A 20,653-nucleotide genomic window follows, 5' to 3' on the forward strand; every position below is an offset into this window, starting at 1 on the left:
GGCCGGGCTACTTCCGGACTTCCTTCAGTGCCCGCTCACGCGCGGCCTCCCGGTCCTGCGTGAGCCGGTAGGCCGCGTAGTACTTGTAGATATTGCGCACATAGGTGGTGGTTTCGATGCCGATCTTCTCCGCCACCACGATCTCGACATTGTTGAACCACTTGTCGGGATCCAGCCCGCGCGCCGCAGCCTCCTTGCGCATCTTGGCGATATTGCCGGGCCCGGCGTTGTAACTGGCAAAGGCGAACAGCGGCCGGTTGGATTCCGAGAAATGCGCGTCGGGGAAGTACTTCGTCATCAGCCGGTCCATGTACTTGGCGCCGGCGTGGATGTTGGACTCGACCATCTGGATATTGCCCACGTTCAGTTCCTTGCCGGTGGCGGGCATGATCTGCATGATGCCGACGGCGCCCACGCGGCTGCGCGCCTGCTGGTTGAGCTGTGACTCCTGGAAGCCCTGTGCCGCCAGCATCAGCGGGTCGAAGCCATAGTCCTTGCCATACTTCTCGAAGAAGGCAACGGTCTGCTGGAAGCGCTTGTATTCGGCGTCCTCGGTGTTGTTCTTGATCTGCTTGACCCGGCGCATGGATTGCTTGATCAGGTATTCCGCCATGCCCTGCTTCTTGACGTAATTGACATAGAAATCGTCAATGACCTGCCGCAACTGCGGGCTGTCCTTGCGGAAGGCCCAGCCGACATAGCCGCCTTCACGCACCGCCAGGTCCTGGCGCACCTTGATGTCAGGCAGGATCTGCGCCCACATTGCGGCCTTCCAGTCGTCGACCACGACGATCTCCAGCAGGCCCGCGTTCAGCATCTCGAGCACGTCCTCGTCTTCAAGGGCATCGGGCAGCAGCACCAGCTTCATCGGCGCCTTGCCGGACTGGCGCAGGCGGTCGTTCAGTGCAGTCAGGCTGTCGTAGTAGCTGCTCGCGCGGCGCACGTGGACGGTCTTGCCCGCCAGGTCGTCCAGGCTCTTCAGCGCCGGCGACTTGGGGCCGGTCACGATCAGCTCGCGCACCGGCTTGCGGTCGCGCGGCGCGGCAAAGTCGACCATCTTCAGCCGGGCCTCGGTCTCGGTCAGGTTGCCGGCGGCGATATCGCCCAGGCCCGCCGCCAGGTCGGGCAGCAGCCGGTCGCGCGTGGTGGGGATGATGATGATGGTGAGCGGGCGCTTGCCCAGTCGACTGGCGTAGGTCTTGTTCAGGTAGCGCTCGAATTCCCGCACCAGTTCTGCGGTAATTCCGCGCTCGTGGCCTTTGTCGCTGAAGTAGAGGGTGCGGCTGTAAGGCACCAGCACGCGGATGACGCGACTGGTGACCATCACATCGAAGTCGCCCATGCGCGGCTTGTTGGCCAGGTTGAGGCCGCGCGGCCTGGCGACATCTGCCTTGCCGGTTGCGGCTTTCGCCGCGGGGGCCGCAACGGGCGCGGACGCCGGCGCCGGCTTCTGCTGCGCTACGGCAAACGTGCTGCACAGGCTGAGTGCGCCCACCAGGCCGGACAGGAGAAGGCCTGCGAACCAGTGGCGTGGGTGGGCAGCGGACATGGCGCAGATGGCAAGCCGGGCAGAAAGGCGCACGACTCGCTCGTATCGAGTCTAGGCGCGATCCTGCCTCTTGCAAGCCGCCAGGGTCCGGATGCTGCCGAAGGGCAAACGGGAGGGGTATGTCTGGCAAGAAGAAGGTGGCCGGCTGATCCCGGCCACCCGTGGTGCAAAGGCTGGCGCTATTGCTTTGGTGCGGCCAATTCCTGCTTGGCCGTTGCATCCGCTGCCTTGTTCTCTACCTTGCGCTCCTGCTTGGCAGCGCCGACTTCTTCCTTGTACTCACCCTTGGCCGCCTTCTTCTTGGCCTTGTACTCGGCGGCGGCCTTCTGGCGCGCCTCGCGGCGTTCCACCAGCGGGTCCTTCGGCGGTTCGATCTGGGTCATGCCGGGCGGCACGCCCTGGGCGCCTGCCGGCGTGGCAGAGGTTGCCGGCATCGCCGGGGTCGCGGGCATGCCCTGGGCAGCAGGGGTTGCCGGCGTGGCCGGGGTAGCGGGGGTGGCGGTTGTCTGGGCAATGGCCGCAGCGCAGCTGAGGCCAGCCAGGCCTGCGGCAATCACGCTGGCGATTCGGGTAAGGCGAGCAGGCTGTTTCGTATCCATGGAATACCTCCAGAGTCGCTGTCGGAGGCGCCGGCAACGGAAGCGCTCGGCGCGGCGTACGCCGTACATCCGGCCAAGACGGGCGCGCGGCGACAAGCCCAGTCTAGGTAGCGGCACCACGTTGCGCTGTCAGGCACACGCCCGAATGGGTGCCGGGATTATTCCTACAGGCGGGTCGTTGCCGGCCGGGAGCCCATGCCGCGCAAGGCATCAACCGCTCCTCGGGAAAACCCGCATCACACCCGCGTCTTGAAATGCCCCTACCCCGTCCCTATAATTAGCACTCGTCAGGGGTGAGTGCTAACAGCCTCCTGCGACACCTGAACATTTCTGACGGCCGTCGCCTCGGTAGCCGGCCGATTTGTGATCAAAAACTCACTTTGTATCTAGGAGTCCGTATGAATCTGCGTCCTTTGCACGACCGCGTGATCGTGAAGCGTCTGGACAACGAAACCAAGACCGCGTCCGGTATCGTGATTCCCGACAACGCTGCCGAGAAGCCCGATCAAGGCGAAGTGCTGGCAATCGGTCCTGGCAAGAAGGATGACAAGGGCAACAACATCGCCCTCGACGTCAAGGTCGGTGACCGCGTGCTGTTCGGCAAGTACGCCGGCCAGGCCGTGAAGGTGGAAGGCCAGGAACTGCTGGTCATGCGCGAAGAAGACATCATGGCCGTGGTGAACAAGTAATTCACCAACTGACCGCCACCCCGTACAGATTTCAGGAGATTCAAGAATGGCAGCTAAAGACGTAGTGTTCGGCGACGCCGCACGTGCCAAGATGGTCGAAGGCGTGAACATCCTCGCCAACGCAGTCAAGGTGACCCTGGGCCCGAAGGGCCGCAACGTGGTGCTGGAGCGCAGCTTCGGCGGCCCGACCGTGACCAAGGACGGCGTGTCCGTGGCCAAGGAAATCGAGCTGAAGGACAAGCTGCAGAACATGGGCGCCCAGATGGTCAAGGAAGTGGCGTCCAAGACCAGCGACAACGCCGGTGACGGTACCACCACCGCTACCGTGCTGGCCCAGTCGATCGTGCGCGAAGGCATGAAGTTCGTTGCCGCCGGCATGAACCCGATGGACCTGAAGCGCGGCATCGACAAGGCTGTTGCCGCCGCCGTGGAAGAGCTGAAGAAGGTCAGCAAGCCCACTACCACCAGCAAGGAAATCGCCCAGGTTGGCGCGATCTCGGCCAACAGCGACACCTCCATCGGTGAGCGCATCGCCGAAGCCATGGACAAGGTCGGCAAGGAAGGCGTGATCACGGTTGAAGACGGCAAGTCGCTGGCCGACGAGCTGGAAGTCGTGGAAGGCATGCAGTTCGACCGCGGCTACCTGTCGCCGTACTTCATCAACAACCCGGAAAAGCAGGTTGTCCAGCTGGACAACCCGTTCGTGCTGCTGTTCGACAAGAAGATCAGCAACATCCGCGACCTGCTGCCGGTGCTGGAGCAAGTGGCCAAGGCCGGCCGCCCGCTGCTGATCGTCGCTGAAGACGTCGAGGGCGAAGCCCTGGCGACCCTGGTGGTCAACAACATCCGTGGCATCCTGAAGACCGCCGCCGTCAAGGCTCCGGGCTTCGGCGACCGCCGCAAGGCCATGCTGGAAGACATCGCCATCCTGACCGGCGGCACCGTCATCGCTGAAGAAATCGGCCTGACGCTGGAAAAGGCTGGCCTGAACGACCTGGGCCAGGCCAAGCGCATCGAGATCGGCAAGGAAAACACCATCATCATCGACGGCGCCGGCGACGCAGCTGCGATCGAAGGCCGCGTCAAGCAAATCCGCGCCCAGATCGAAGAAGCGACCTCGGACTACGACCGTGAGAAGCTGCAAGAGCGCGTGGCCAAGCTGGCCGGCGGTGTTGCCGTGATCAAGGTTGGCGCTGCCACCGAAGTCGAAATGAAGGAAAAGAAGGCCCGCGTGGAAGACGCCCTGCACGCCACCCGCGCTGCGGTGGAAGAAGGCATCGTCCCCGGCGGTGGTGTGGCCCTGCTGCGTGCCCGCGCTGCGATCTCGGCACTGACCGGCGAAAACGCCGACCAGAACGCCGGTATCAAGATCGTGCTGCGCGCCATGGAAGAGCCGCTGCGCCAGATCGTGCTGAACGCCGGTGAAGAAGCTTCGGTGGTCGTTGCCAAGGTTATCGAAGGCAAGGGCAACTACGGCTACAACGCCGCTTCGGGCGAGTACGGCGACCTGGTGGAAATGGGCGTGCTGGACCCGACCAAGGTCACCCGCACCGCACTGCAGAACGCCGCTTCGGTGGCTTCGCTGATGCTGACCACCGACTGCGCAGTTGCCGAATCGCCGAAGGAAGAATCGGCTCCGGCAATGCCGGGCGGCATGGGCGGCATGGGCGGCATGGAAGGCATGATGTAATTCATCGCCGACCGACTGCCCTTACGGGCAGGCTGTCTTGAAGAACCCCCGCGGGTGCGAGCCCGCGGGGGTTTTTTCGTTCCGGGCAGCGCGACGCTCGCGCCTTGCCATGCACGAGCGCAGAAAACTCTCACCCTGATCTAAGGCTTGCCCTATTTGTGGAGCGGAAGGCGCCGGCTACATTTCTAATCGCCGCCTATTGAACCCGCGGGCAAATCCCGGATCAACCCACCTCCTAGCATGGCTGCCATGGAAAACGAAATCACTACATCGCCACGACGCTGGCTGGTTCATGCCACCGCGTGCATCAGGCGCGTGCCTTCGGTGCTTGCCTGTGCGGCACTCATGTGCCTGGCATACGCCCAGGCGCATGCTGCCTGCATGGGAACCACCGTGACCTCGCCGTTCCTGCCGGCCACGGTGAGCATCAGCAAGACCACCGGCATCGGCCAGGTGATCTCCAGCGCCACCATTACCGTAACGGTGACGTGCGACGACACCGGACTGCGGCATCCATCTACCAATGGCTGGGCCCTGAACTACACGCCGCAGACGCCGCTGGTGGCGACTTCGATCTCGCAGCAGACCTTTGCCACCGCCATGCCGGGACTGGGCTATCGCATGTACATGCCCGACGGCAACCTGATTGCACCGACCAGCTACGGCACCAACGGCGGCGACAACTTCGGCGCCAACTGCATGGGGGCGGCTTCGGGCGGGGTGCCTTGCACGATGCCGCTGGGCACCTCGACCCAGACCTTCCGGTTCCGGCTGGACCTGGTGCGGACCAGCACGGTGCTGACCAGCGGCACGTTCAGTGACAGCCTGATGCGCTTCGGCTACCAGGACAGCTGGACGGGGGGCTCGGGACCGGGGCCGTGGACGGCCCAGTTCGGCGAGCAAATGACTTCGCCAGTGACCTTCCGCTTCATTCCGCCAAGCTGCAACCTCAGCGCCGGCACGGCGAACCAGGTCATTACCTTGCCCAAGATCAGCGCCTCGTCCCTGCCCACCATCGGCTCGACCGCGGGCGCGACGAGATTCGGGCTCACTCTCGAGAATTGCGTCACCCAGTCGATCGTCACGATGAACATCAGCGGCGATGCCACCGCCGTGGGCAGCGTCCTGCGGAACAACGGCTCGGCGCAAGGCGTTGGCCTGCAGATGCTGAATGGCGGCCCGGCGGGCACCGCGCTGCCGCTCAACGCCGATGTCGGCATGGGCAATGTCGGCGCGGCAATGGCCATGGCCATTCCGTTGGGGGTGAGGTACTACCGGGTAGGCCCGGTCACGCCAGGCACGGTCGACAGCGTGGCAACGGTCAATTTCAACTACAACTGAGGGATGCGCGCGGCAAGGGCTGAGGCCGGCTCCGGCGCGCGTCAGACCACAACCACGCAGCACCAGTCGAAGCGCTTGTTTTCCAGCTCGCCGGTGCGGCGGCTGACGTAGCCGCGGGGGTTGCAGACCACGCGCGAATCGTCGATGCAGTAGTCGAAGCTGGTGTGGGTATGGCCGTGGATCCACAGGTCCGCCTTTGCTACCAGGTCGGGCCGGCGCGACAGGAAGCCGCCCGAGACCAGGTCGTGCGAGTAGCGCGGGTCCAGGCTGCCCAGGTCGGGGCCGTGATGCGTGACCACCACGGTCTTGCCATCGTAGGGCTGCGCCAGTTGCGCCGCCAGCCAGGCCGACGCGGCCTGGTGGCGCGCCAGCGCGTCCTGGGGCGTGAAATGCCGCGGACGGCCGTCGTCGCCGTGGAGTTCGATCAGGCGGTGATCCAGCATCACAGCCGCGCAAGCCTGCATCGCGTCATCGCGCCGGTCAGTGCCGAACAGGGTGTAGTCAGTCCACCAGGTAGTGCCGATGATGCGTACCCGTCCGTGCGCGCCATTGAATTCGGCCACGGTGCCATTGAGCACCTGTATGCCCGGGTGCGCCTCGGTGGCTTCGGCCATCAGGCGATCCACGGTATCGAAGTTGCTTTCGTAGTATTCGTGATTGCCGGGCACATAGACCACCGGCTGGCTGAAGGTGCGCGCGGCCCAGTCGATGCCGTCGCGCCCGTTGGCGATGTCGCCGGCCAGCACCACGACGTCGGCATCGCAGGCAGGCACGGACTGCGGCATGTTGTGCTCGATGTGGAGGTCGCTCAGGATGCGTAGCTTCATGGGGACTCCGGAGGCGCATGGGGCTCGCTGCATGGGCCGCTACGGCGGCGGGTGGTTGCCTGCATTCTTAATAAGCCAGCCCGTCTGGTCAAGTCCCGCGAATCCCGACGAAAAGCAAAAAAGCCCGGAACCAGGTCCGGGCAAGTGACTGTCTAGCCGGCATTGCACCGGGAGACAGCCGGGGGAAACGATCACGGTTTCCCGGAAGTATTACCCTCCCTGTCCGGCCATGGTGGGCAGGAGAACGCGATAGATCTGGATAAAGGCTGGCCCGAGCAGCACCAGCAACAGCGACGGGAAGATGGTGAAGATCAGCGGGAACAACAGCTTGAGCGCGATCTTGGCGGCTTGCTCCTCGGCCCGCATGCGGCGTTTGGTGCGCAGCATGTCGGACAGCACGCGCAGGGACTCGCCCAGGCTGGTGCCGAAGCGGTCGGCCTGGATCAGCATGGAGGCGAACTTGTCCACGTCCTCCACGCCTGTACGCAGCGACAGGTTAGACAGCGCCTTTTCCTTCGAGAAGCCCGAGCGCAGCTCCAGCAGCATCAGCTGGAGCTCATCGGCCAGCACCGGGCAGCGCAGCGCCAGCTCGTCGGCCACGCGCATCAGCGCTGCATCGAGCCCGAGGCCGGCCTCCACGCAGACGGTCAGCAGGTCGATCACGTCCGGAAACTCTTCAAACACCGTACGCTGGCGCTGCGCGACCTTGCGCGCGAGAACGACGTTGGGCAGGTAGTAGCCGATTGCCCCAAGCACTGCCAGCAACGCGAACATGATATTCCGGTCCTGCAGGCCGGGCTGGCCGGCGGCTGCCAGCAGCCCGATCATCGGCAGGGCGATGGCCAGAACGGTCTTGGCCGCAAAGTACAGCGGTGCGGCACTGGCATTGCGCCAGCCGGCGTTCATGAAGCGCACGCGCAGCTGCGAGCTCTCCCACCCCTCCTTGGGCAGTGACAGCCGCGATACCGGCTGCGCCCATTGCACCAGCTTTTCGTATAGCGGATTCTGCTTGCCAGGATCAGCCCCGAGCTGACCCGCCTGGCCTGCAATCTGCTCCGCCCGCCCCCGCAAGCGGTTGGGCGAGAACACGTAGAGCACCCCGAACACCGTGCCGAACGCCGCCACGAAGATCAGCGCGAGCACGACAAACTGGTCCGCCTGAAACCCCTGGATAATGCCTTGCATGATGGACTCCCGTCAGGATAGCTGTCCAAGCCCTGCTTCTTCGAGCACTGCATGTACTTGTGGAACCGCACGCTGCACATTCATACCCGGATACGGATGATCTTGCGCATCCACAGCACACCGAAGGTCATTGATACCAGCGCGCCGCCGATCATGCGCAAGCCAATCGGGTCCTCCCACAGCACCTTCATGAAGCCTGGATTCACCACCAGAATCAGCCCGGCAGTGCCGAAGGGCAACAGCCCCAGCACCCACGCGGACATCTTGCCTTCCGCCGACAGCACACGGATCTTGTCGAACAGCTTCAGCCGCTCGCGCACCATCGTGCCGATGGTGTCGAGGATCTCCGCCAGGTTGCCGCCGCTTTCACGCTGGATCAGCACCGCGATGACGAAATAGCGCAGGTCGCCCACCGGTACCCGGATGGCAAGGTTGGTCATGGCCTCGTCCAGTGCCACGCCATAATTGATTTCCTCGAAGGTGGTGCGGAACTCCGGCCCGATCGGGGCCTTCATTTCCTGCCCGACCATGCCGAGCGCGCCACTGAATGAGTGCCCGGCGCGCAGGGCACGGCTGATCATGTCGACGGCATCAGCCAGCTGTGCCTCCATCCGCTTGATCCGCTTGGCGCGCTGGCGCATCACATGCAGCACTGGCAGCAGGGCGGCCAGCGCCGCGCCGGCGAGCACCAGCGGTACCGGGATCGGCAACAGCGGAATCAGTGCCACCGTGCACAGCGCCACCATCGCGCAGTAGCCCAGCAGTTGCGCCACCGACCAGGTGCTGCCGGATTGCTCCAGCCACCGGTCCAGCGCGCCCACGCGGGGCACGCTCATGAGCCACTTCTGCAAGCGCGGCGAGCCTGCCAGCATGCGCTTCTTCAGGATCGACAACTGCTCTGCGCTGACATGTCCGCCCGCCGACAGCGCCCGCAGCCGCGCCTCGATGCGCTTGGCCGCGGGGCCATGGGCGTTGCTCCACCACAGGTAGATGCCCTCGACGCAGAGCACCACGGCCACGAACAGCAGGATGCCGAAGGCGTAGAAGATCGTGCTCATGTGTAGCTCCCCGGGATTGTTTGTTGTTGTATCGTGCCAGGCGGATCAGACTTCGAAGCGCTTGGCCGGGTCATAGGTCTCATCCGGCAGCCCCACGCCGAACACGCGCAGCCGCTCGGCAAACTTGGGATAGACCCCGGTCGCCCGGAAATTGCCGCGGACCGTGCCATCCTTGTCCACGCCCGTGCGCTGGAAGGTGAAGATCTCTTGCATATTGATGATGTCACCCTCCATGCCGGTGATCTCCTGGATGCTGATGATCTTGCGCCGGCCGTCGGTCATGCGCGCCGCCTGCACGATCACCGTGATGGCCGAGGAGATCTGCTGCCGCATGGCCTTGGCCGGCATGGTCAGGCCGGCCATGCTGACCATGTTCTCCAGGCGCGTCAGCGCGTCGCGCGGGGTGTTGGCGTGGATCGTGGTGAGCGAGCCCTCGTGGCCGGTGTTCATTGCGTTGAGCATGTCCAGCGCCTCGCCGCCGCGCACTTCGCCCAGGATGATGCGGTCGGGGCGCATGCGCAGTGCGTTGCGCACCAGTGCGCGCTGGGTGATCTCGCCCTTGCCTTCAATATTGGGTGGTCGCGTTTCCAGCCGCAGCACATGGGGCTGGCGCAGCTGCAGTTCGGCCGCATCCTCGATGGTGACCACGCGCTCGTCTTCCGGGATAAAGCCCGACAGGATGTTCAGCAGCGTGGTCTTGCCGCTGCCGGTGCCGCCCGACACCAGCACGTTGACCTTGGCCTGCGAGAGCGCCTGCAACAGCTGCGCCATCGGCGGCGTCAGGCTGCGCAGGTTCACCAGGTCGGACACCTGCAGCGGATTCACGGAAAAGCGGCGGATCGACAGCAGCGGCCCGTCGATGGCAGAGGGCGGGATAATGGCGTTGACGCGCGAGCCGTCGGGCAGGCGTGCGTCGACCATCGGGCTGGTCTCGTCGATGCGGCGCCCCACGCGCGACACGATCTTCTCGATCACCTTCATCAGGTGCGCGTCGTCGTAGAACACCACGTCGGTCAGTTCCAGCTTGCCGCGCCGCTCCACATAGGTCTGGCGTGCGGTGTTGACCAGGATGTCCGACACGGTGGGGTCATGAAGCAGGGGCTCGAGCGGGCCGAAGCCGAACATCTCGTCGTAGATCTCAACCGTCAGTTGGCGCCGCTCGTTTTCGTTGAGCAGCACTTTCTGTTCGTCGATGATCAGGTTGACCAGTGCAGCGATCTCCTGTCGCACCTGCTCCTGCGGATAGCGCGCCAGCCGCTCCAGCTCCACGCGGTCCAGCACGGTCTCGTGCACGTCGCGCTTGAGTTGGTGGTAGCCGCCCGACACGGAGGCTGCCGACGTCGCAAACTGGATTGCGGCGTGGCCGTTGGCAGTGAAGGCAGGCCCGGCATTGGCCAGCTGCTCGCGAATGGACATGATGAACTCCTCGTTATCGGCTTCGGTTGGCCGCCGCCCAGGCTGGCCGTTGTCAGGGTATTCAGGTGCTCCGCGCGCGCAGCATCAGCCTGCGCAGCGGCGATACCGATTCGGGCCTGCTGCGCCGCTCGGCTTCCGGCGTGGCGCACAGCTGCGTGGCCATGGCCTGCAGCGCGCGCGCCATGGCGCTGCGCCGGCTCAGCTTGGCGACAGGCTCGCCGTGGCTGACGGCCTCATCCACGGCAGCGGGGTCGTCGGGCAGGGTAAAGGCGGCCTTCATGCCGAAGATCTCCTCCATCGTTGCGCGCGGCATCTCGTTCTTGCGGCCGGTGCGGTTCAGCACCAGGCGGACCTTGTCGGTGGGGTAGTGCAGCGCACGCAGGATATCGAGCAGGCGACGGCCCGGTCGGCCGAAAGAGAGGGCTGGCTCGGCCACCACGCAGATGCGGTCGCTGTGATCCAGCATGCCGATCGACAACGGGTCGATGCTCTGGCCCAGGTCGAAGATCACGAAGTCATAGGCCGGCTGCACCACCGAGAGGATCCACTCCAGCTTGTCCTTCTGGATCTGGCTGGCCTTGATTGGATCGGCCGCACCCGCCAGCACGTCGAAGCCGTTGTCCACATGCACCAGGCAGGCTTCCAGGAAGGCGGCATCCATACGGTCGATCTGGCTGCAGATATCGGGCAGTGTGGAGGGCGGGGTCTTGTCGCTGACGATATAGGTCAGGTCGCCGAAGTGCCGGTTTAGGTCCACCACCAGCACGCGCTTGTCAAGGTGCCGGGCCAGCGCGTCGCCCAGATTGGCCGCCACGAAGCTGGTACCCGCGCCGCCCTTGCACGAGATTACCGAAATCACCTGTCCGGTTTCTTGCGCACGCGGCACGTGGCCGACTTCCACGCGCTTAAGCGCCTCGGCCAGTTGCCCCTTGTCCAGCGGCCACGACAGCACATCGCGGATGCCGGCACGCATGGCCTTGATCAGCACCTCGGAGCTGGGTGCCTGCGTGATCAGGATGCAGGGCAGTTCAGGGTGTTGCTGGCGCAGGGTCTCGATGGCGTGCATCTGCGAGGCATTGATGGCCGGCAGTTCCAGGATGAGCAGGTCGGCCATGCGCAGCCGGCTGGCATGGAACGGGAAACGAGACAGGCCTTCCTGCAGCGTCATGGCCTGGAAGTTGCCAACTACGGTGCTGAGCCGGTTGATCTCGGCCAGCCGGTCGGCGTCTTCGGAAACGATCAGAATTCTGAGCATGGTGTGCTCCTGGTTCATGCGCGCTAGTTGCAGATCTTGCCGCTGGTGGCAGAGTCAAGGCTCTCCCGCGGCAGCGTGGTGGAGAACGGAGGCATCGATACCGTGATCGGAACGACCGGAATGAAGGTCTTGACCGAGACGTCAGCCACACTGACGGTGACGGAGCGGCAAGAATTGCGCGCGGTGTCGGCGTCGGCGTCGCAGCCACTTGGCTCGTAGGCGACCTGGATATTGGTGTCCTTCAGCAAGGGCATCAGATACGTCATCCTGTCCTTGATGGCTGTGTCTGTGACGTCGCACACCACCGCGATGCGTGCACCCAGTCGGGTGGCTTCGCCGGCGGTGTTCCAGTAAAACAGCACGCGAGAAAATTCTGCAATGCCGATCAGCAGCATGAAGAAGATGCTGGCAACCAGGGCGAACTCGATGGCGGTTGCGCCGGCCTGGCGTGAACGCTGGTGCATGGCACGGATTGGAGTCATAGCACCTGCCTCATTACCGTTGCGATATCGGAGAACGCCAGGGCTCCCACATTGAGGTAGGACTGGATTGGCGAGTAGGTAAAGCCCGAGATCTTCACTTCAACCAGGTTGATGGTGCCCGCCGGCGGGCGTGAACTGTCGCCCCCCTCGTAGATGGCGACGTTGGCAAACTGCTTGCTGCCGCAGCCGGTCGAGTCAATGCGGTCACAGACGACTACCATCGACGGACTGAGGCCATTCACAAGTGCCGCGCCACCGCAAGTGGTCTTGCCATAGACGGCGATGCATTTCGCCTGGTCAACTGGGTAGTTCGGCTCGCTGGGCGCATATTGCGAAAGGAAGCGTGCCGCATCGCGCGTGGCCTTGGTCAGGGCGTTGTACTGGTAGATCGCGCGCCCGTACTCCGCCACCCCGGTCACCAGGATTAGCAAGGGCACCAGGACCAGTGCGAACTCCACCGCGACCACCCCGCGCAGCTTGCTCCTGTGCTGCCTGCATTGCGCCATGATTCGCTCCTATTGCACCAGCACCGGCACACGGGGGCCTGAGCCCGTACTGGACCCAGGCACGCCCTGGGTCGCGCACGGGCTGGTGGGGTCCTTCGAGTCGCCCAGATATTCGAGGGTGGTCACAGCCTTTGCGCTCTGTTCCTGCATTGGCTCTACCATCAGCATGCAGGTCCAGGAGATCACCGTAGCTTGCTTGTCCTCGGCAAGGTCATTGCAGTTCACCATCGGCACCTGTACCAACCTGCGATCGGCGCCGGCCTGATGCACCTGCCTGGGTGATGGCGTGCCCTTGACGTCCAACCCACTGTCAGTCTGGAATGGCTCGTTGACTGCCCGCTTCTGGATAAAGTCAGGGTAGGCGTTGCCACCGTTCGGCGCATTCCACGTGGTCGTGGTGTAGGCATAGCCGGTAAAGTCGGGCGCCCCGTCCTTCGGGTCCTTATATGAGCCGGTATAGATCCCGAAGCGGGTATTCCACGCCGCGATCAGCGATGCGATGCTGCCTGGCTCGCCCACCTTGGAGCCCACGACCGGCAGGTCGCACTGTCCGCTGCCGGCAAGCAGATCGGCCAGTTCGGAAGCGCCGCCTGCCGGAGGCGAAAGGTCAGCCCAGCCAAAGCTGCCAGGACCGTATGGGTCGCTCGGATCGACCCTGGACTTGATCCAGTCGCCCCGGTTGTACGCGGTTTTCGCCGGATTCGCCGTTGGCGGCGAGCAGACATAAACCGGGATGGCACAGGCGGCTTGCGCGCTGGTGGTGGTGGCGACAGCCATGGCATTGACGGTACTGGCCTTGATATCGATCCCCGGCAGCAGGTTGAGCATATGGATGAACCAGTGGGCAATGCCCTTGCGCTCGGCGGTGCATTTCACGTACTTCACCTTGTCGAGCGAGAACGGAACGTTGTTCTTGGTGTAGAAGGTGCTGTCAGGTGTATCGCTATATGAGACGTTGAGATTTTCGAACATTTCCACTGCCTTGCCCTGGAACAGGGCAGCGTTGCTCGTGCCGGTGGCCAGGCCGGCCGCCTCGGACACGAGCAGCGGCGTGGCGCCCGTTACATCGCGCGCAGCAGCCAGCGCGCAGGCATCGACGCTATTCTGCAGCTCGCTCTTGGTTACATAGAGCTTGCCCAGATCGAGCGCCAGCCCGACAAAGCCGATCAGCACCGCCAGCGACAGTCCCACGATGATGGCAACCGCGCCACGCTGGCGCGCGCGCCGCGTCAGCCTGGATCGTGTGAAGCCCGATGTAGACATGATGGTCTCCTGCGGTTCTGGTGCTCAGCGGCCGTTGCCACCCATGCCCACGCCGCCATAGCCGCCGGCGCCGAAGTCGATAGTCATGGAGGGTGCGCCGCCTTGCTGGCCCCCTGACAGCGAACGGTCGAAGTTCTTCATCGCTGCCACAGCCGTTTTGCCATCGGTACCGGTGACAGTGGGCAGCCCGGCGGGCGCGTCGGGATTGATGATCTGCATTTGTGTGACGGTTGCCAGCGCTACGCCGCGCTGGCCGTCCCACACCGGCGTCGAGGTCATGCAGGCCGACAGTCCCAGGCAGGCCAGGCTGCCGAGCACCAGGACGGCGGCGCCGCGCGAAAGCTTCAGTGTCTTGTTCATGGTCGTTCTCCGGTTCTGCTGGTGGCGCGGCGGATCAGTTGCCGCCCGATGCGGTGCGGCCGGCAGTAGCCGCGGCCCTGGCCTGGGCCAGGCGGGCGGCGGTGGCTTCGATGCGGGCGATGCGCGCGGTAGTGTCCTCGGCCGGGGGCGCGGCCGCCGTGTTGCGGGCGGGCGCCGGGGCCGGCAGGGCAGGACGCGTGCTTGCGGCGGGTGCAGGTTCCGGTGCGGCCGGCGCGGGCTCATCCAGCGGTTTGCCGTTCGGCACGGCCGATACCGAAGTGCCGGGCGCGCCTTCGCTGCGCGGTGCCGTGGGCGGCGTGGCGGGTGCTGCGGCCGGCGCGGCGGGCTGCGACGGTGCCGGCACGGGTTGCGGCTGACGCTTGCCGCTGCCTTCCATATTGCCCATGAAGTACAGCGACAGCGGGTTGGGTGTGGAGAAGCTGTCGGTGGGCAGCGGGTAGTTGCTGGTCTGCATCGGCTTGACCAGCCGCGGCGTGATGACGAACACCAGTTCGGTCAGGTCCTGCTGGTACTGGGTGCTGCGGAACAGCGTGCCCAGCACCGGCACTTCGCCCGCACCCGGCAGCGCCTTGAGCGAGCCGCGCGCGCTGTCCGTCAGCAAGCCGCCGATGGCAAAGCTCTCGCCGTCGCGCATCTGCACGGTGGTGGAGGCGCGGCGGGTGGTGATCACCGGCAAGATGGACTGGCCGGCCAGGGTGCCGCCGCGGATGGTGGCGCCAGTGGGCGACAACTCGGACACCTCCGGCGATACCTTCAGGTGAATGCGGCCGTTGGCCAGCACAGTGGGCGTGAACTTCAGACCGACGCCGAACTCTTCTTCCTGCAGGGTGACAGTGCCGGCCCCGTTCAGCACATTGGCCTGCGCCACCGGGATATAGATCTTGCCGCCTGCGAGGAAGCTGGCTTCCTGCCCGCTGATGGTGACCAGGTTCGGCTCGGCCAGGATCTTGACCAGGCTGTCATTCTTTTGCGCATCGATGGCGATGTCGAATGGCCGGTTGTTGGCCTTGCTGGCAAAGATCGCGGACGAGGCGCCGGTCAGCAGCGAAGTCACCAGCCCGCCGCTCCAGGAACCGAAGCCGCCCTGCAGGTTCACCGTCGAGCCGAGTTGGTTCAGCAGCGTTTTGGACACCTCTGCCACCTTCACTTCCAGCATGACCTGCTGCGGGGTATCCACCGACAGCATGTTCAGCACGCCGCCCTTCTTGTTGCCGTCGCCGCCCTGCGCGGCATTGGCATAGGCCTGGGCGATTTCCATGGCTTGCTGCGCGGTCTGCGCATTGGTGACGCTGCCGGTCAGCACCAGGTTATCGGCGGCGGTCATGACGCGGATGCCGGGCTCGCCGGGCAACAGCTGACCCAGCGAAGTCTGCAGCCCGCCGGCGTCGGCATTCACCACCACGTTGATGATGCTGCAAGAGCCGCTGCGGCCCTGCACGATCATGTTGGTGGTGCCCACCGCGCGGCCGAGCACGTAGAGCGTCTGCGGCGACACCATGGTGGCCTGCACCACATTGGGATTGCCCAGCGTGCGGTTGCGCACCGGCTCCTGCAGCGTGATCAGCTGTGACTTGCCGACCGGCACCATCACGCTTGATTCGCTGCGGATCGCGCCGGTGCAGTTGGGCCCGCGCGCCTCGCCTGAAGTCACGGGCGGCGCCGACGCGGCCGGTGCGGCGGCTCCGGGCGTCATGCTGATGGTCATCTGCATCGGGCCCTGGGGGGCCTTGGCGGCAGCCGGTGCGGTTGCCTTGGTCAGGTTGCCAGCCTCAATGGCGGCCTGCGCCGCAGCAGCCAGCGGCGTGCAGAGGATGGCGGCCAGCACCAGGATGCGGGTGCCGCCTGCAGCTTCGGATCGTTTCTGGTTCATTTTGAATCTCCCCCCGGAGAGGCTGTTGCAGCTCAGGATTTGTTGGATGGCTGGCGTAGGTGCTCAGAAGCACTCGACGCCACCCTGCATGCCTGCCAGCACGCCGATGCAATTGCCCGAGCGTGCGGGCGCCGCCGCTACCGTACGAGTCTTGACTACGGTGCGCGTCTCGGTCTTGGTCACCACCTTGGCCGGTGCCTCCGGTGTCTTGCCAAGCAGCGTTCCCTTGGTGGCGCCGCCGGTGCTGATGTCGGCCACATCCAGCTGGTTGCGCAGCACCAGCGACAGCGTGCCGACGCTACGCGCCACGTCGAGCTTCTCGGCCTGTTCGGGCGTGACTTCCAGCGTCACCGCATTGACCACCTTGGGCTGGGTGTCGTCGCGGCTGACCTGTTGCGCTACCGCCAGCACCAGGATTTTCTCGAGCACGATCTTCGAGATGCTGCCGCTCTGCGTGGTCTTGGCTTCTTCGTTGGTATTGACGATCACGTCGACGTAGTTGCCCGGCAGCGCGAAGCCGGCCACGCCCACCACGTCGTTGACGCGGACCGTGATGGCACGCTTGCCGTCATTGATCACGGCGGACAATCCACCCTTGGTGCCCACCGGCGCCAGCTTGGCGTCGAGGACGGGCTCGCCGCGCTGCAGGCTGGTGCGGACCACGCGGCCCTCCAGCGCCTTCATGTCCTCAAACGCGCCGGGCGGCACGCTGCCTGTCGGCCAGCTGACCATGCGCAGCTGGCTGCCGTTGAGCGGCTGGCCGAGGTTGAGGTCGTTGGCGGCGACGACCACCTGCCTGACCGAGCTGGACGACTGCTGGACCAGCCATCGCGACGCGGATACCACTGCCGCCACGCCGGCGACGAGGGCAATCAGCAGCATCAGGATTGCGCGTGTGTTTTTCATGATGATTCTCCCCCTACAGTTGTCCGATGGTTCGGTGGTGCAGTTCAGCTTGCGGCGCGATGGTCATCCGACCATCGATGGCCAGCGCCTAGCGATGGCATGGCATCGGCCGAAGCGCGCAGCCCGTAGTAGCCTTGCCATGCAGACACCAGGCCTGCCTCGGTAACCTGTGCGGCATGGCCGTGGTAGCGCACGCCCGAGTCCACCAGGCGCAGCAGGTCGCGCGGGATGCAGGCCAGCAGCGGCGTATCGCTGGCGTAGTGCAGGCTGTCGACCAGGAAATCGAACATCGCATCCGTGCTGGTCAGTCCGAAGCCAGCGGCGGTGCGTTGATAGACTTCGCGGTAGTCGTCGACCGACAGCGGGCCCACGTAGAGCTTGCTGCCGAGCCGGCGCAGGAAGGCGTCGTCGCCCAGCTCCGACGGTTCGAGGTTGGTCGAGAACACTGGCCAGACATCGAACGGCACCGAGAAGCGCACGCCGGTTTGCAGCGTGAACATGTCAATGCTGCGATCCAGCGGCACGATCCAGCGGTTCAGCAGGTCGCTGACGCCAACCAGCTGGCGGCCCAGGTCATCGATGATGTAGATGCCATTGTTGGCCTTCATGTGAGGAGGCGCCTGGTAGAAGCCGGAGACGCGGTCATAGCGCAGGTCCAGCATGGATAGCGTCAGCTCGCCGCCGGACAGCACCACCGGGCGATGGCACAGGACCCAGCGGCGGTCCAGCGAGCGGCGCGCCAGCGAGGCTTCGCTGTCGTCGAACGGCACATGGACCAGCGGATCGAACACCTGGATGATTTCGCCGGCGACGGTGATGGCATGCGGCACTGGTACCGCGCCAGGCAGCAGCGTGCCCAGGCGCTGCGCCAGGTAAGTCTTGCCACTTCCGGGCGGGCCGTAGATCATCAGCGCGCGGCAGGTGTTCAGCGCCATGCCGATTGCGTCGAGCAGATGGACCGGGATCACCAGGTCATGGAAGGCGGCAGTAACGTCCGCCTTGGTCACGGAAGCTTGGTTGACCGAGTGGCGCTTGATGGCATCGAGGTACGCATCCAGCGTGACCGGCGCAGTGCCGACATAGCTGCAGCGCGCCGAGGCTTCCGCCGCGCGGGTATAGCCGGCGTCAGTGAGCCGGAAGCGCACATCCAGGTCGCTGGCGCCGCGGTGCGCGATCTCCAGCAGGCGCTCGCGCACGGCGACGGCCGCGATTTCATTGACCACCAGTGCCGGCAGCTTGAGCGTGTCGGTCAGTACTGCCAGCGTGACGGTGCGGTGCTGGTAGGCGGCCTTCATCAGCAGCCCGAGCAACTGTGCGATCTCCAGGCCGGTATCAGCAATCGTGCGCGGCAGCACGTGCCAGGGCGGCACCGGCAGCGTGCCATGCTCGGCATGGACATTCCTGCCGGTCGCGACGGGCTCAAGGAGCCGTGGTGCGTGACCTGAGTCGTGATGCTCGTTCATTGCCATCCCCTGTTCGCTGGTCAGTGTGTTCTCGTTCCTGCAGGCGCCCGTGACTGGTCGGCGCGTTGTGTCGCTTGTGGCTTGTGTCATGTGCCGGCAAAGAGCATCGTCAGCGTCCCGGCGGCAATCGCTACGCCGTAAGGCAAGGAGCCGGCTGACGCCTCGGCTTGCGGTTGCACCGGCCGGGAACCCGGCACCAGGGCGGCGATCAGCATGTGGCCCACTCGGGCGAGGGTCGAGCGTCCCTGTCCTGTGGCAAGCACCTGTACCAACGCCCAGGCCCCACCAATCACGCAGGTTGCCAGTGCGATCTTCAGCGCCATGCTGCCGCCGAGCCAGGCGCCCACGGCTGCCATCAGCTTGACGTCGCCGGCCGCCATGCCGCGCATCAGATAGAACGGCAGAAACAGCACCAGGCCCACCGTCCAGCCATAGAGCCACGCCAGCGAACCGGCGGCAGGGCCATGAATTGTTGCCATCAAGGGCAGCGCAGCGATCCAGGCGCCGAAGGTCAGCCAGTTGGGAATGCGGCGGCGGTCCAGGTCGATGGCCGCGGCTGTGAGCACGATGCCGATCGTGGCGGGGCCAACGAGGGGGGCGAGGGCAGTGGCGGCTTGCATGGCGATAGTGGAAGGTAGCTTGGTTTGTGTCCGGGGCGTGCGCTGGTCGGATAGATCAGGGCATCCTGGAGGCGATCAACTCGTACATGGCTTTCACGGCATTGCTGAGCGTGGCGACGGAAACGACAATTGCCATTGCGATCAGACTGCCGAGCAATGCGTATTCGATAGAGGAGACACCCCAGTCGTCGCGCAAAAAATCTTTTGACCTGGCGAGGAGCTTCGGCATTTGGCGTCTCCGGTGTCTGTGTTGGCGTGTCGGGCGGGAGTCCGTGCCGCATGGCCGTCCGGAACAGGGCGGCCATGCGTGCGGATCGGCTATCAGGCCGGTACGGCGTTGGTGAGGGTATCGCCGATGTATTTGAAGATGAGGTTCAGGTTCGTGCCAATAAGCGTCACCGAAACGATGATGACAACTGCGATGAGTGCGGCGATGAGGCCATATTCAATGGCGGTCACACCGTCTTCATCACGGATGAACTGCTTGATCATGGTGGTCAGGTTTTGCATGACAAACTCCTTTGGTTGGGAACAAGCACTGCAGAACTTTGGAACTGCAGATAGGGCAACAACGGCATCTGATATCAATGCTTGGAAATCCGGCAGCAGGGCGGCGCGCAGATTGCGCAGGCGTGAAATGGCCACTGGCCGGGACCGCCGTGCACACCGCGTGGGTTGCGTGACTGCAGCCGGCGTTGTGCCGACGCATGCATGCACCGCGCGGCGTGCTGCACATGGCCTGCACGCGCCATGCAACGGAACTGCGCGCTGCTGGTGCCCCTGGCAGCAGCAGCGTGGCCGATATTCCGGTGTGGCATCGCAGGTTGGCGTGCGACTGGCATGGTGAAACTCCCCTTATCTTTCTGGAACTGATGCCGGCGAACGTTGCGCCGGCATCGCGGCAGTCAGGACTGCGGTGCCGCGTGCCTGACATAGGCAAACGCCAGGCCAGGCCAGCGGAAACCGTTGTGCCACAAGGGTTTGCGGGTAGCGATGCGCGGTGGCCGCAGGTTCGGCGGGCCTGCAAGCGGCTTTTCGGCCACGCTTCGTTGCTGGGTGGAAACGCGGGTCTTGCAAGCCATTCCGGACCCCGCTACAGATGTCCTAGATCGCGGGAAGTGCTCAAGTGGGCCGCGCTGACGAAAGAGGGCGGCAATTTCATCCAAAAGCATGAGGCAACGTTCGCGCCGAAGATCGGCATTCGTCGCAGTCGGTAGTCCTCCTGGCTGCTTCGCTCCCTTTTTTCCGGTGACGGCCAGACTGACGGATGAGAACGCCTTCTGCCGAGGCAACGTTTCCGGATCGAAACATTGCAAAGTACGCCAGGGCCGCGAGAGTGCCTGCAGGTTTCACAGACACTCCCTGCAAACCCTTGTGTGCAGGGGGCTCCAGGCTCGCGCGGGCGCGTGATTCACGTTGGAAACATGGCATGTGAGATGGCTGTTCTTCGCTGCAATCGCAGGCGTGCGCAGGGGTGGGCGCAATCGACTTGCGAAGGGGGAGCCGCGCGACAAGGCATGCGGTTCACGCAGGCTTCGCGTCTTGTCGACGGC

Annotated in this window: 20 protein-coding genes; 3 read left to right on the forward strand and 17 right to left on the reverse strand. The window is 64.7% G+C overall.

All coding sequences use genetic code 11. The features are described from left to right. Positions 1-7 precede the first annotated feature (7 nt). Both AC3WRI_RS21750 and AC3WRI_RS21755 read right to left on the reverse strand, forming a co-directional pair. A complete protein-coding gene (locus AC3WRI_RS21750; protein ID WP_492294065.1) occupies positions 8-1,549 on the reverse strand; it encodes an MltF family protein in 1,542 nt (513 codons plus the stop codon). A 179-nt stretch (positions 1,550-1,728) separates the two neighbouring features. Then, complete coding sequence (locus AC3WRI_RS21755) at positions 1,729-2,148, reverse strand: hypothetical protein (RefSeq protein ID WP_492294067.1); 420 nt, start codon at positions 2,146-2,148, stop codon at positions 1,729-1,731. 398 nt (positions 2,149-2,546) lie between these two features. Here AC3WRI_RS21755 and groES point away from each other — a divergent pair, with 398 nt between their 5' ends. The 3 genes from groES (at position 2,547) to AC3WRI_RS21770 (ending at position 5,868) form a co-directional block, all read left to right on the forward strand. Further along, positions 2,547-2,837, forward strand: a complete 291-nt coding sequence (groES, locus tag AC3WRI_RS21760; RefSeq protein ID WP_010813047.1) for a co-chaperone GroES — start codon at positions 2,547-2,549, stop codon at positions 2,835-2,837. 46 nt (positions 2,838-2,883) lie between these two features. Continuing rightward, positions 2,884-4,527: a chaperonin GroEL gene (gene groL, locus AC3WRI_RS21765; RefSeq protein ID WP_010813046.1), complete on the forward strand. Its 1,644-nt coding sequence runs from the start codon at positions 2,884-2,886 to the stop codon at positions 4,525-4,527. 381 nt (positions 4,528-4,908) lie between these two features. Beyond that, complete coding sequence (locus AC3WRI_RS21770; RefSeq protein WP_492294069.1) at positions 4,909-5,868, forward strand: fimbrial protein; 960 nt, start codon at positions 4,909-4,911, stop codon at positions 5,866-5,868. A 41-nt stretch (positions 5,869-5,909) separates the two neighbouring features. Here the strand turns inward: AC3WRI_RS21770 and AC3WRI_RS21775 are convergent, their stop codons facing one another. From AC3WRI_RS21775 to AC3WRI_RS21845, 15 genes are all read right to left on the reverse strand, one after another. After that, entirely contained in the window at positions 5,910-6,695 is a 786-nt protein-coding gene (locus AC3WRI_RS21775) for a metallophosphoesterase (protein ID WP_010813044.1), read from the reverse strand. Positions 6,696-6,905: 210 nt separating this feature from the next. Next, positions 6,906-7,880: a type II secretion system F family protein gene (locus AC3WRI_RS21780; RefSeq protein WP_010813043.1), complete on the reverse strand. Its 975-nt coding sequence runs from the start codon at positions 7,878-7,880 to the stop codon at positions 6,906-6,908. An 80-nt stretch (positions 7,881-7,960) separates the two neighbouring features. Beyond that, complete coding sequence (locus AC3WRI_RS21785; RefSeq protein WP_010813042.1) at positions 7,961-8,938, reverse strand: type II secretion system F family protein; 978 nt, start codon at positions 8,936-8,938, stop codon at positions 7,961-7,963. Positions 8,939-8,983: 45 nt separating this feature from the next. After that, the gene (locus AC3WRI_RS21790; protein WP_010813041.1) at positions 8,984-10,354 is read right to left on the reverse strand and encodes a TadA family conjugal transfer-associated ATPase; all 1,371 of its coding nucleotides are present in this window, start codon (positions 10,352-10,354) and stop codon (positions 8,984-8,986) included. A gap of 61 nt (positions 10,355-10,415) precedes the next feature. Then, on the reverse strand, positions 10,416-11,609 hold the full coding sequence (locus AC3WRI_RS21795; RefSeq protein WP_010813040.1) for a CpaE/TadZ family protein: 1,194 nt from the start codon (positions 11,607-11,609) through the stop codon (positions 10,416-10,418). A gap of 23 nt (positions 11,610-11,632) precedes the next feature. Beyond that, a complete protein-coding gene (locus AC3WRI_RS21800) occupies positions 11,633-12,091 on the reverse strand; it encodes a TadE/TadG family type IV pilus assembly protein (protein WP_010813039.1) in 459 nt (152 codons plus the stop codon). After that, positions 12,088-12,597, reverse strand: coding sequence for a TadE/TadG family type IV pilus assembly protein (locus tag AC3WRI_RS21805; protein WP_010813038.1), 510 nt, complete (start codon positions 12,595-12,597; stop codon positions 12,088-12,090). Before AC3WRI_RS21805 ends, AC3WRI_RS21800 begins: the two co-directional genes overlap by 4 nt. 9 nt (positions 12,598-12,606) lie before the next feature. Next, the gene (locus AC3WRI_RS21810; protein WP_010813037.1) at positions 12,607-13,860 is read right to left on the reverse strand and encodes a pilus assembly protein TadG-related protein; all 1,254 of its coding nucleotides are present in this window, start codon (positions 13,858-13,860) and stop codon (positions 12,607-12,609) included. Between the two features lie 24 nt (positions 13,861-13,884). After that, positions 13,885-14,220, reverse strand: a complete 336-nt coding sequence (locus AC3WRI_RS21815) for a hypothetical protein (protein WP_010813036.1) — start codon at positions 14,218-14,220, stop codon at positions 13,885-13,887. 34 nt (positions 14,221-14,254) lie between these two features. Continuing rightward, a complete protein-coding gene (locus AC3WRI_RS21820; protein WP_010813035.1) occupies positions 14,255-16,111 on the reverse strand; it encodes a type II and III secretion system protein family protein in 1,857 nt (618 codons plus the stop codon). A 63-nt stretch (positions 16,112-16,174) separates the two neighbouring features. Continuing rightward, positions 16,175-17,017, reverse strand: coding sequence for a Flp pilus assembly protein CpaB (gene cpaB / locus AC3WRI_RS21825; RefSeq protein ID WP_010813034.1), 843 nt, complete (start codon positions 17,015-17,017; stop codon positions 16,175-16,177). Between the two features lie 44 nt (positions 17,018-17,061). After that, positions 17,062-18,480 carry a DUF8689 domain-containing protein gene (locus tag AC3WRI_RS21830; RefSeq protein WP_010813033.1) on the reverse strand — a complete coding sequence of 473 codons (1,419 nt, stop codon included), beginning with the start codon at positions 18,478-18,480 and terminating at the stop codon, positions 17,062-17,064. Between the two features lie 86 nt (positions 18,481-18,566). Then, entirely contained in the window at positions 18,567-19,100 is a 534-nt protein-coding gene (locus AC3WRI_RS21835; protein WP_010813032.1) for an A24 family peptidase, read from the reverse strand. Between the two features lie 55 nt (positions 19,101-19,155). Next, positions 19,156-19,329 (reverse strand): Flp family type IVb pilin, encoded by a 174-nt coding sequence (locus AC3WRI_RS21840; RefSeq protein WP_010813031.1) that lies wholly within the window; start codon positions 19,327-19,329, stop codon positions 19,156-19,158. Positions 19,330-19,421: 92 nt separating this feature from the next. Continuing rightward, the gene (locus tag AC3WRI_RS21845; protein ID WP_010813030.1) at positions 19,422-19,610 is read right to left on the reverse strand and encodes a Flp family type IVb pilin; all 189 of its coding nucleotides are present in this window, start codon (positions 19,608-19,610) and stop codon (positions 19,422-19,424) included. Between the last annotated feature and the right edge of the window lie 1,043 nt (positions 19,611-20,653).

The sequence above is a fragment of the Cupriavidus sp. FW305-27 genome (assembly GCF_058787995.1).

Coding starts and splice junctions, on each gene's coding strand:
- AC3WRI_RS21750 (WP_492294065.1), bottom strand. CDS start 1,549: ATGTCCGCTGCCCACCCACGCCACTGGTTCGCAGGCCTTCTCCTGTCC.
- AC3WRI_RS21755 (WP_492294067.1), bottom strand. CDS start 2,148: ATGGATACGAAACAGCCTGCTCGCCTTACCCGAATCGCCAGCGTGATT.
- groES (WP_010813047.1), top strand. CDS start 2,547: ATGAATCTGCGTCCTTTGCACGACCGCGTGATCGTGAAGCGTCTGGAC.
- groL (WP_010813046.1), top strand. CDS start 2,884: ATGGCAGCTAAAGACGTAGTGTTCGGCGACGCCGCACGTGCCAAGATG.
- AC3WRI_RS21770 (WP_492294069.1), top strand. CDS start 4,909: ATGGGAACCACCGTGACCTCGCCGTTCCTGCCGGCCACGGTGAGCATC.
- AC3WRI_RS21775 (WP_010813044.1), bottom strand. CDS start 6,695: ATGAAGCTACGCATCCTGAGCGACCTCCACATCGAGCACAACATGCCG.
- AC3WRI_RS21780 (WP_010813043.1), bottom strand. CDS start 7,880: ATGCAAGGCATTATCCAGGGGTTTCAGGCGGACCAGTTTGTCGTGCTC.
- AC3WRI_RS21785 (WP_010813042.1), bottom strand. CDS start 8,938: ATGAGCACGATCTTCTACGCCTTCGGCATCCTGCTGTTCGTGGCCGTG.
- AC3WRI_RS21790 (WP_010813041.1), bottom strand. CDS start 10,354: ATGTCCATTCGCGAGCAGCTGGCCAATGCCGGGCCTGCCTTCACTGCC.
- AC3WRI_RS21795 (WP_010813040.1), bottom strand. CDS start 11,609: ATGCTCAGAATTCTGATCGTTTCCGAAGACGCCGACCGGCTGGCCGAG.
- AC3WRI_RS21800 (WP_010813039.1), bottom strand. CDS start 12,091: ATGACTCCAATCCGTGCCATGCACCAGCGTTCACGCCAGGCCGGCGCA.
- AC3WRI_RS21805 (WP_010813038.1), bottom strand. CDS start 12,597: ATGGCGCAATGCAGGCAGCACAGGAGCAAGCTGCGCGGGGTGGTCGCG.
- AC3WRI_RS21810 (WP_010813037.1), bottom strand. CDS start 13,860: ATGTCTACATCGGGCTTCACACGATCCAGGCTGACGCGGCGCGCGCGC.
- AC3WRI_RS21815 (WP_010813036.1), bottom strand. CDS start 14,220: ATGAACAAGACACTGAAGCTTTCGCGCGGCGCCGCCGTCCTGGTGCTC.
- AC3WRI_RS21820 (WP_010813035.1), bottom strand. CDS start 16,111: ATGAACCAGAAACGATCCGAAGCTGCAGGCGGCACCCGCATCCTGGTG.
- cpaB (WP_010813034.1), bottom strand. CDS start 17,017: ATGAAAAACACACGCGCAATCCTGATGCTGCTGATTGCCCTCGTCGCC.
- AC3WRI_RS21830 (WP_010813033.1), bottom strand. CDS start 18,480: ATGAACGAGCATCACGACTCAGGTCACGCACCACGGCTCCTTGAGCCC.
- AC3WRI_RS21835 (WP_010813032.1), bottom strand. CDS start 19,100: ATGCAAGCCGCCACTGCCCTCGCCCCCCTCGTTGGCCCCGCCACGATC.
- AC3WRI_RS21840 (WP_010813031.1), bottom strand. CDS start 19,329: ATGCCGAAGCTCCTCGCCAGGTCAAAAGATTTTTTGCGCGACGACTGG.
- AC3WRI_RS21845 (WP_010813030.1), bottom strand. CDS start 19,610: ATGCAAAACCTGACCACCATGATCAAGCAGTTCATCCGTGATGAAGAC.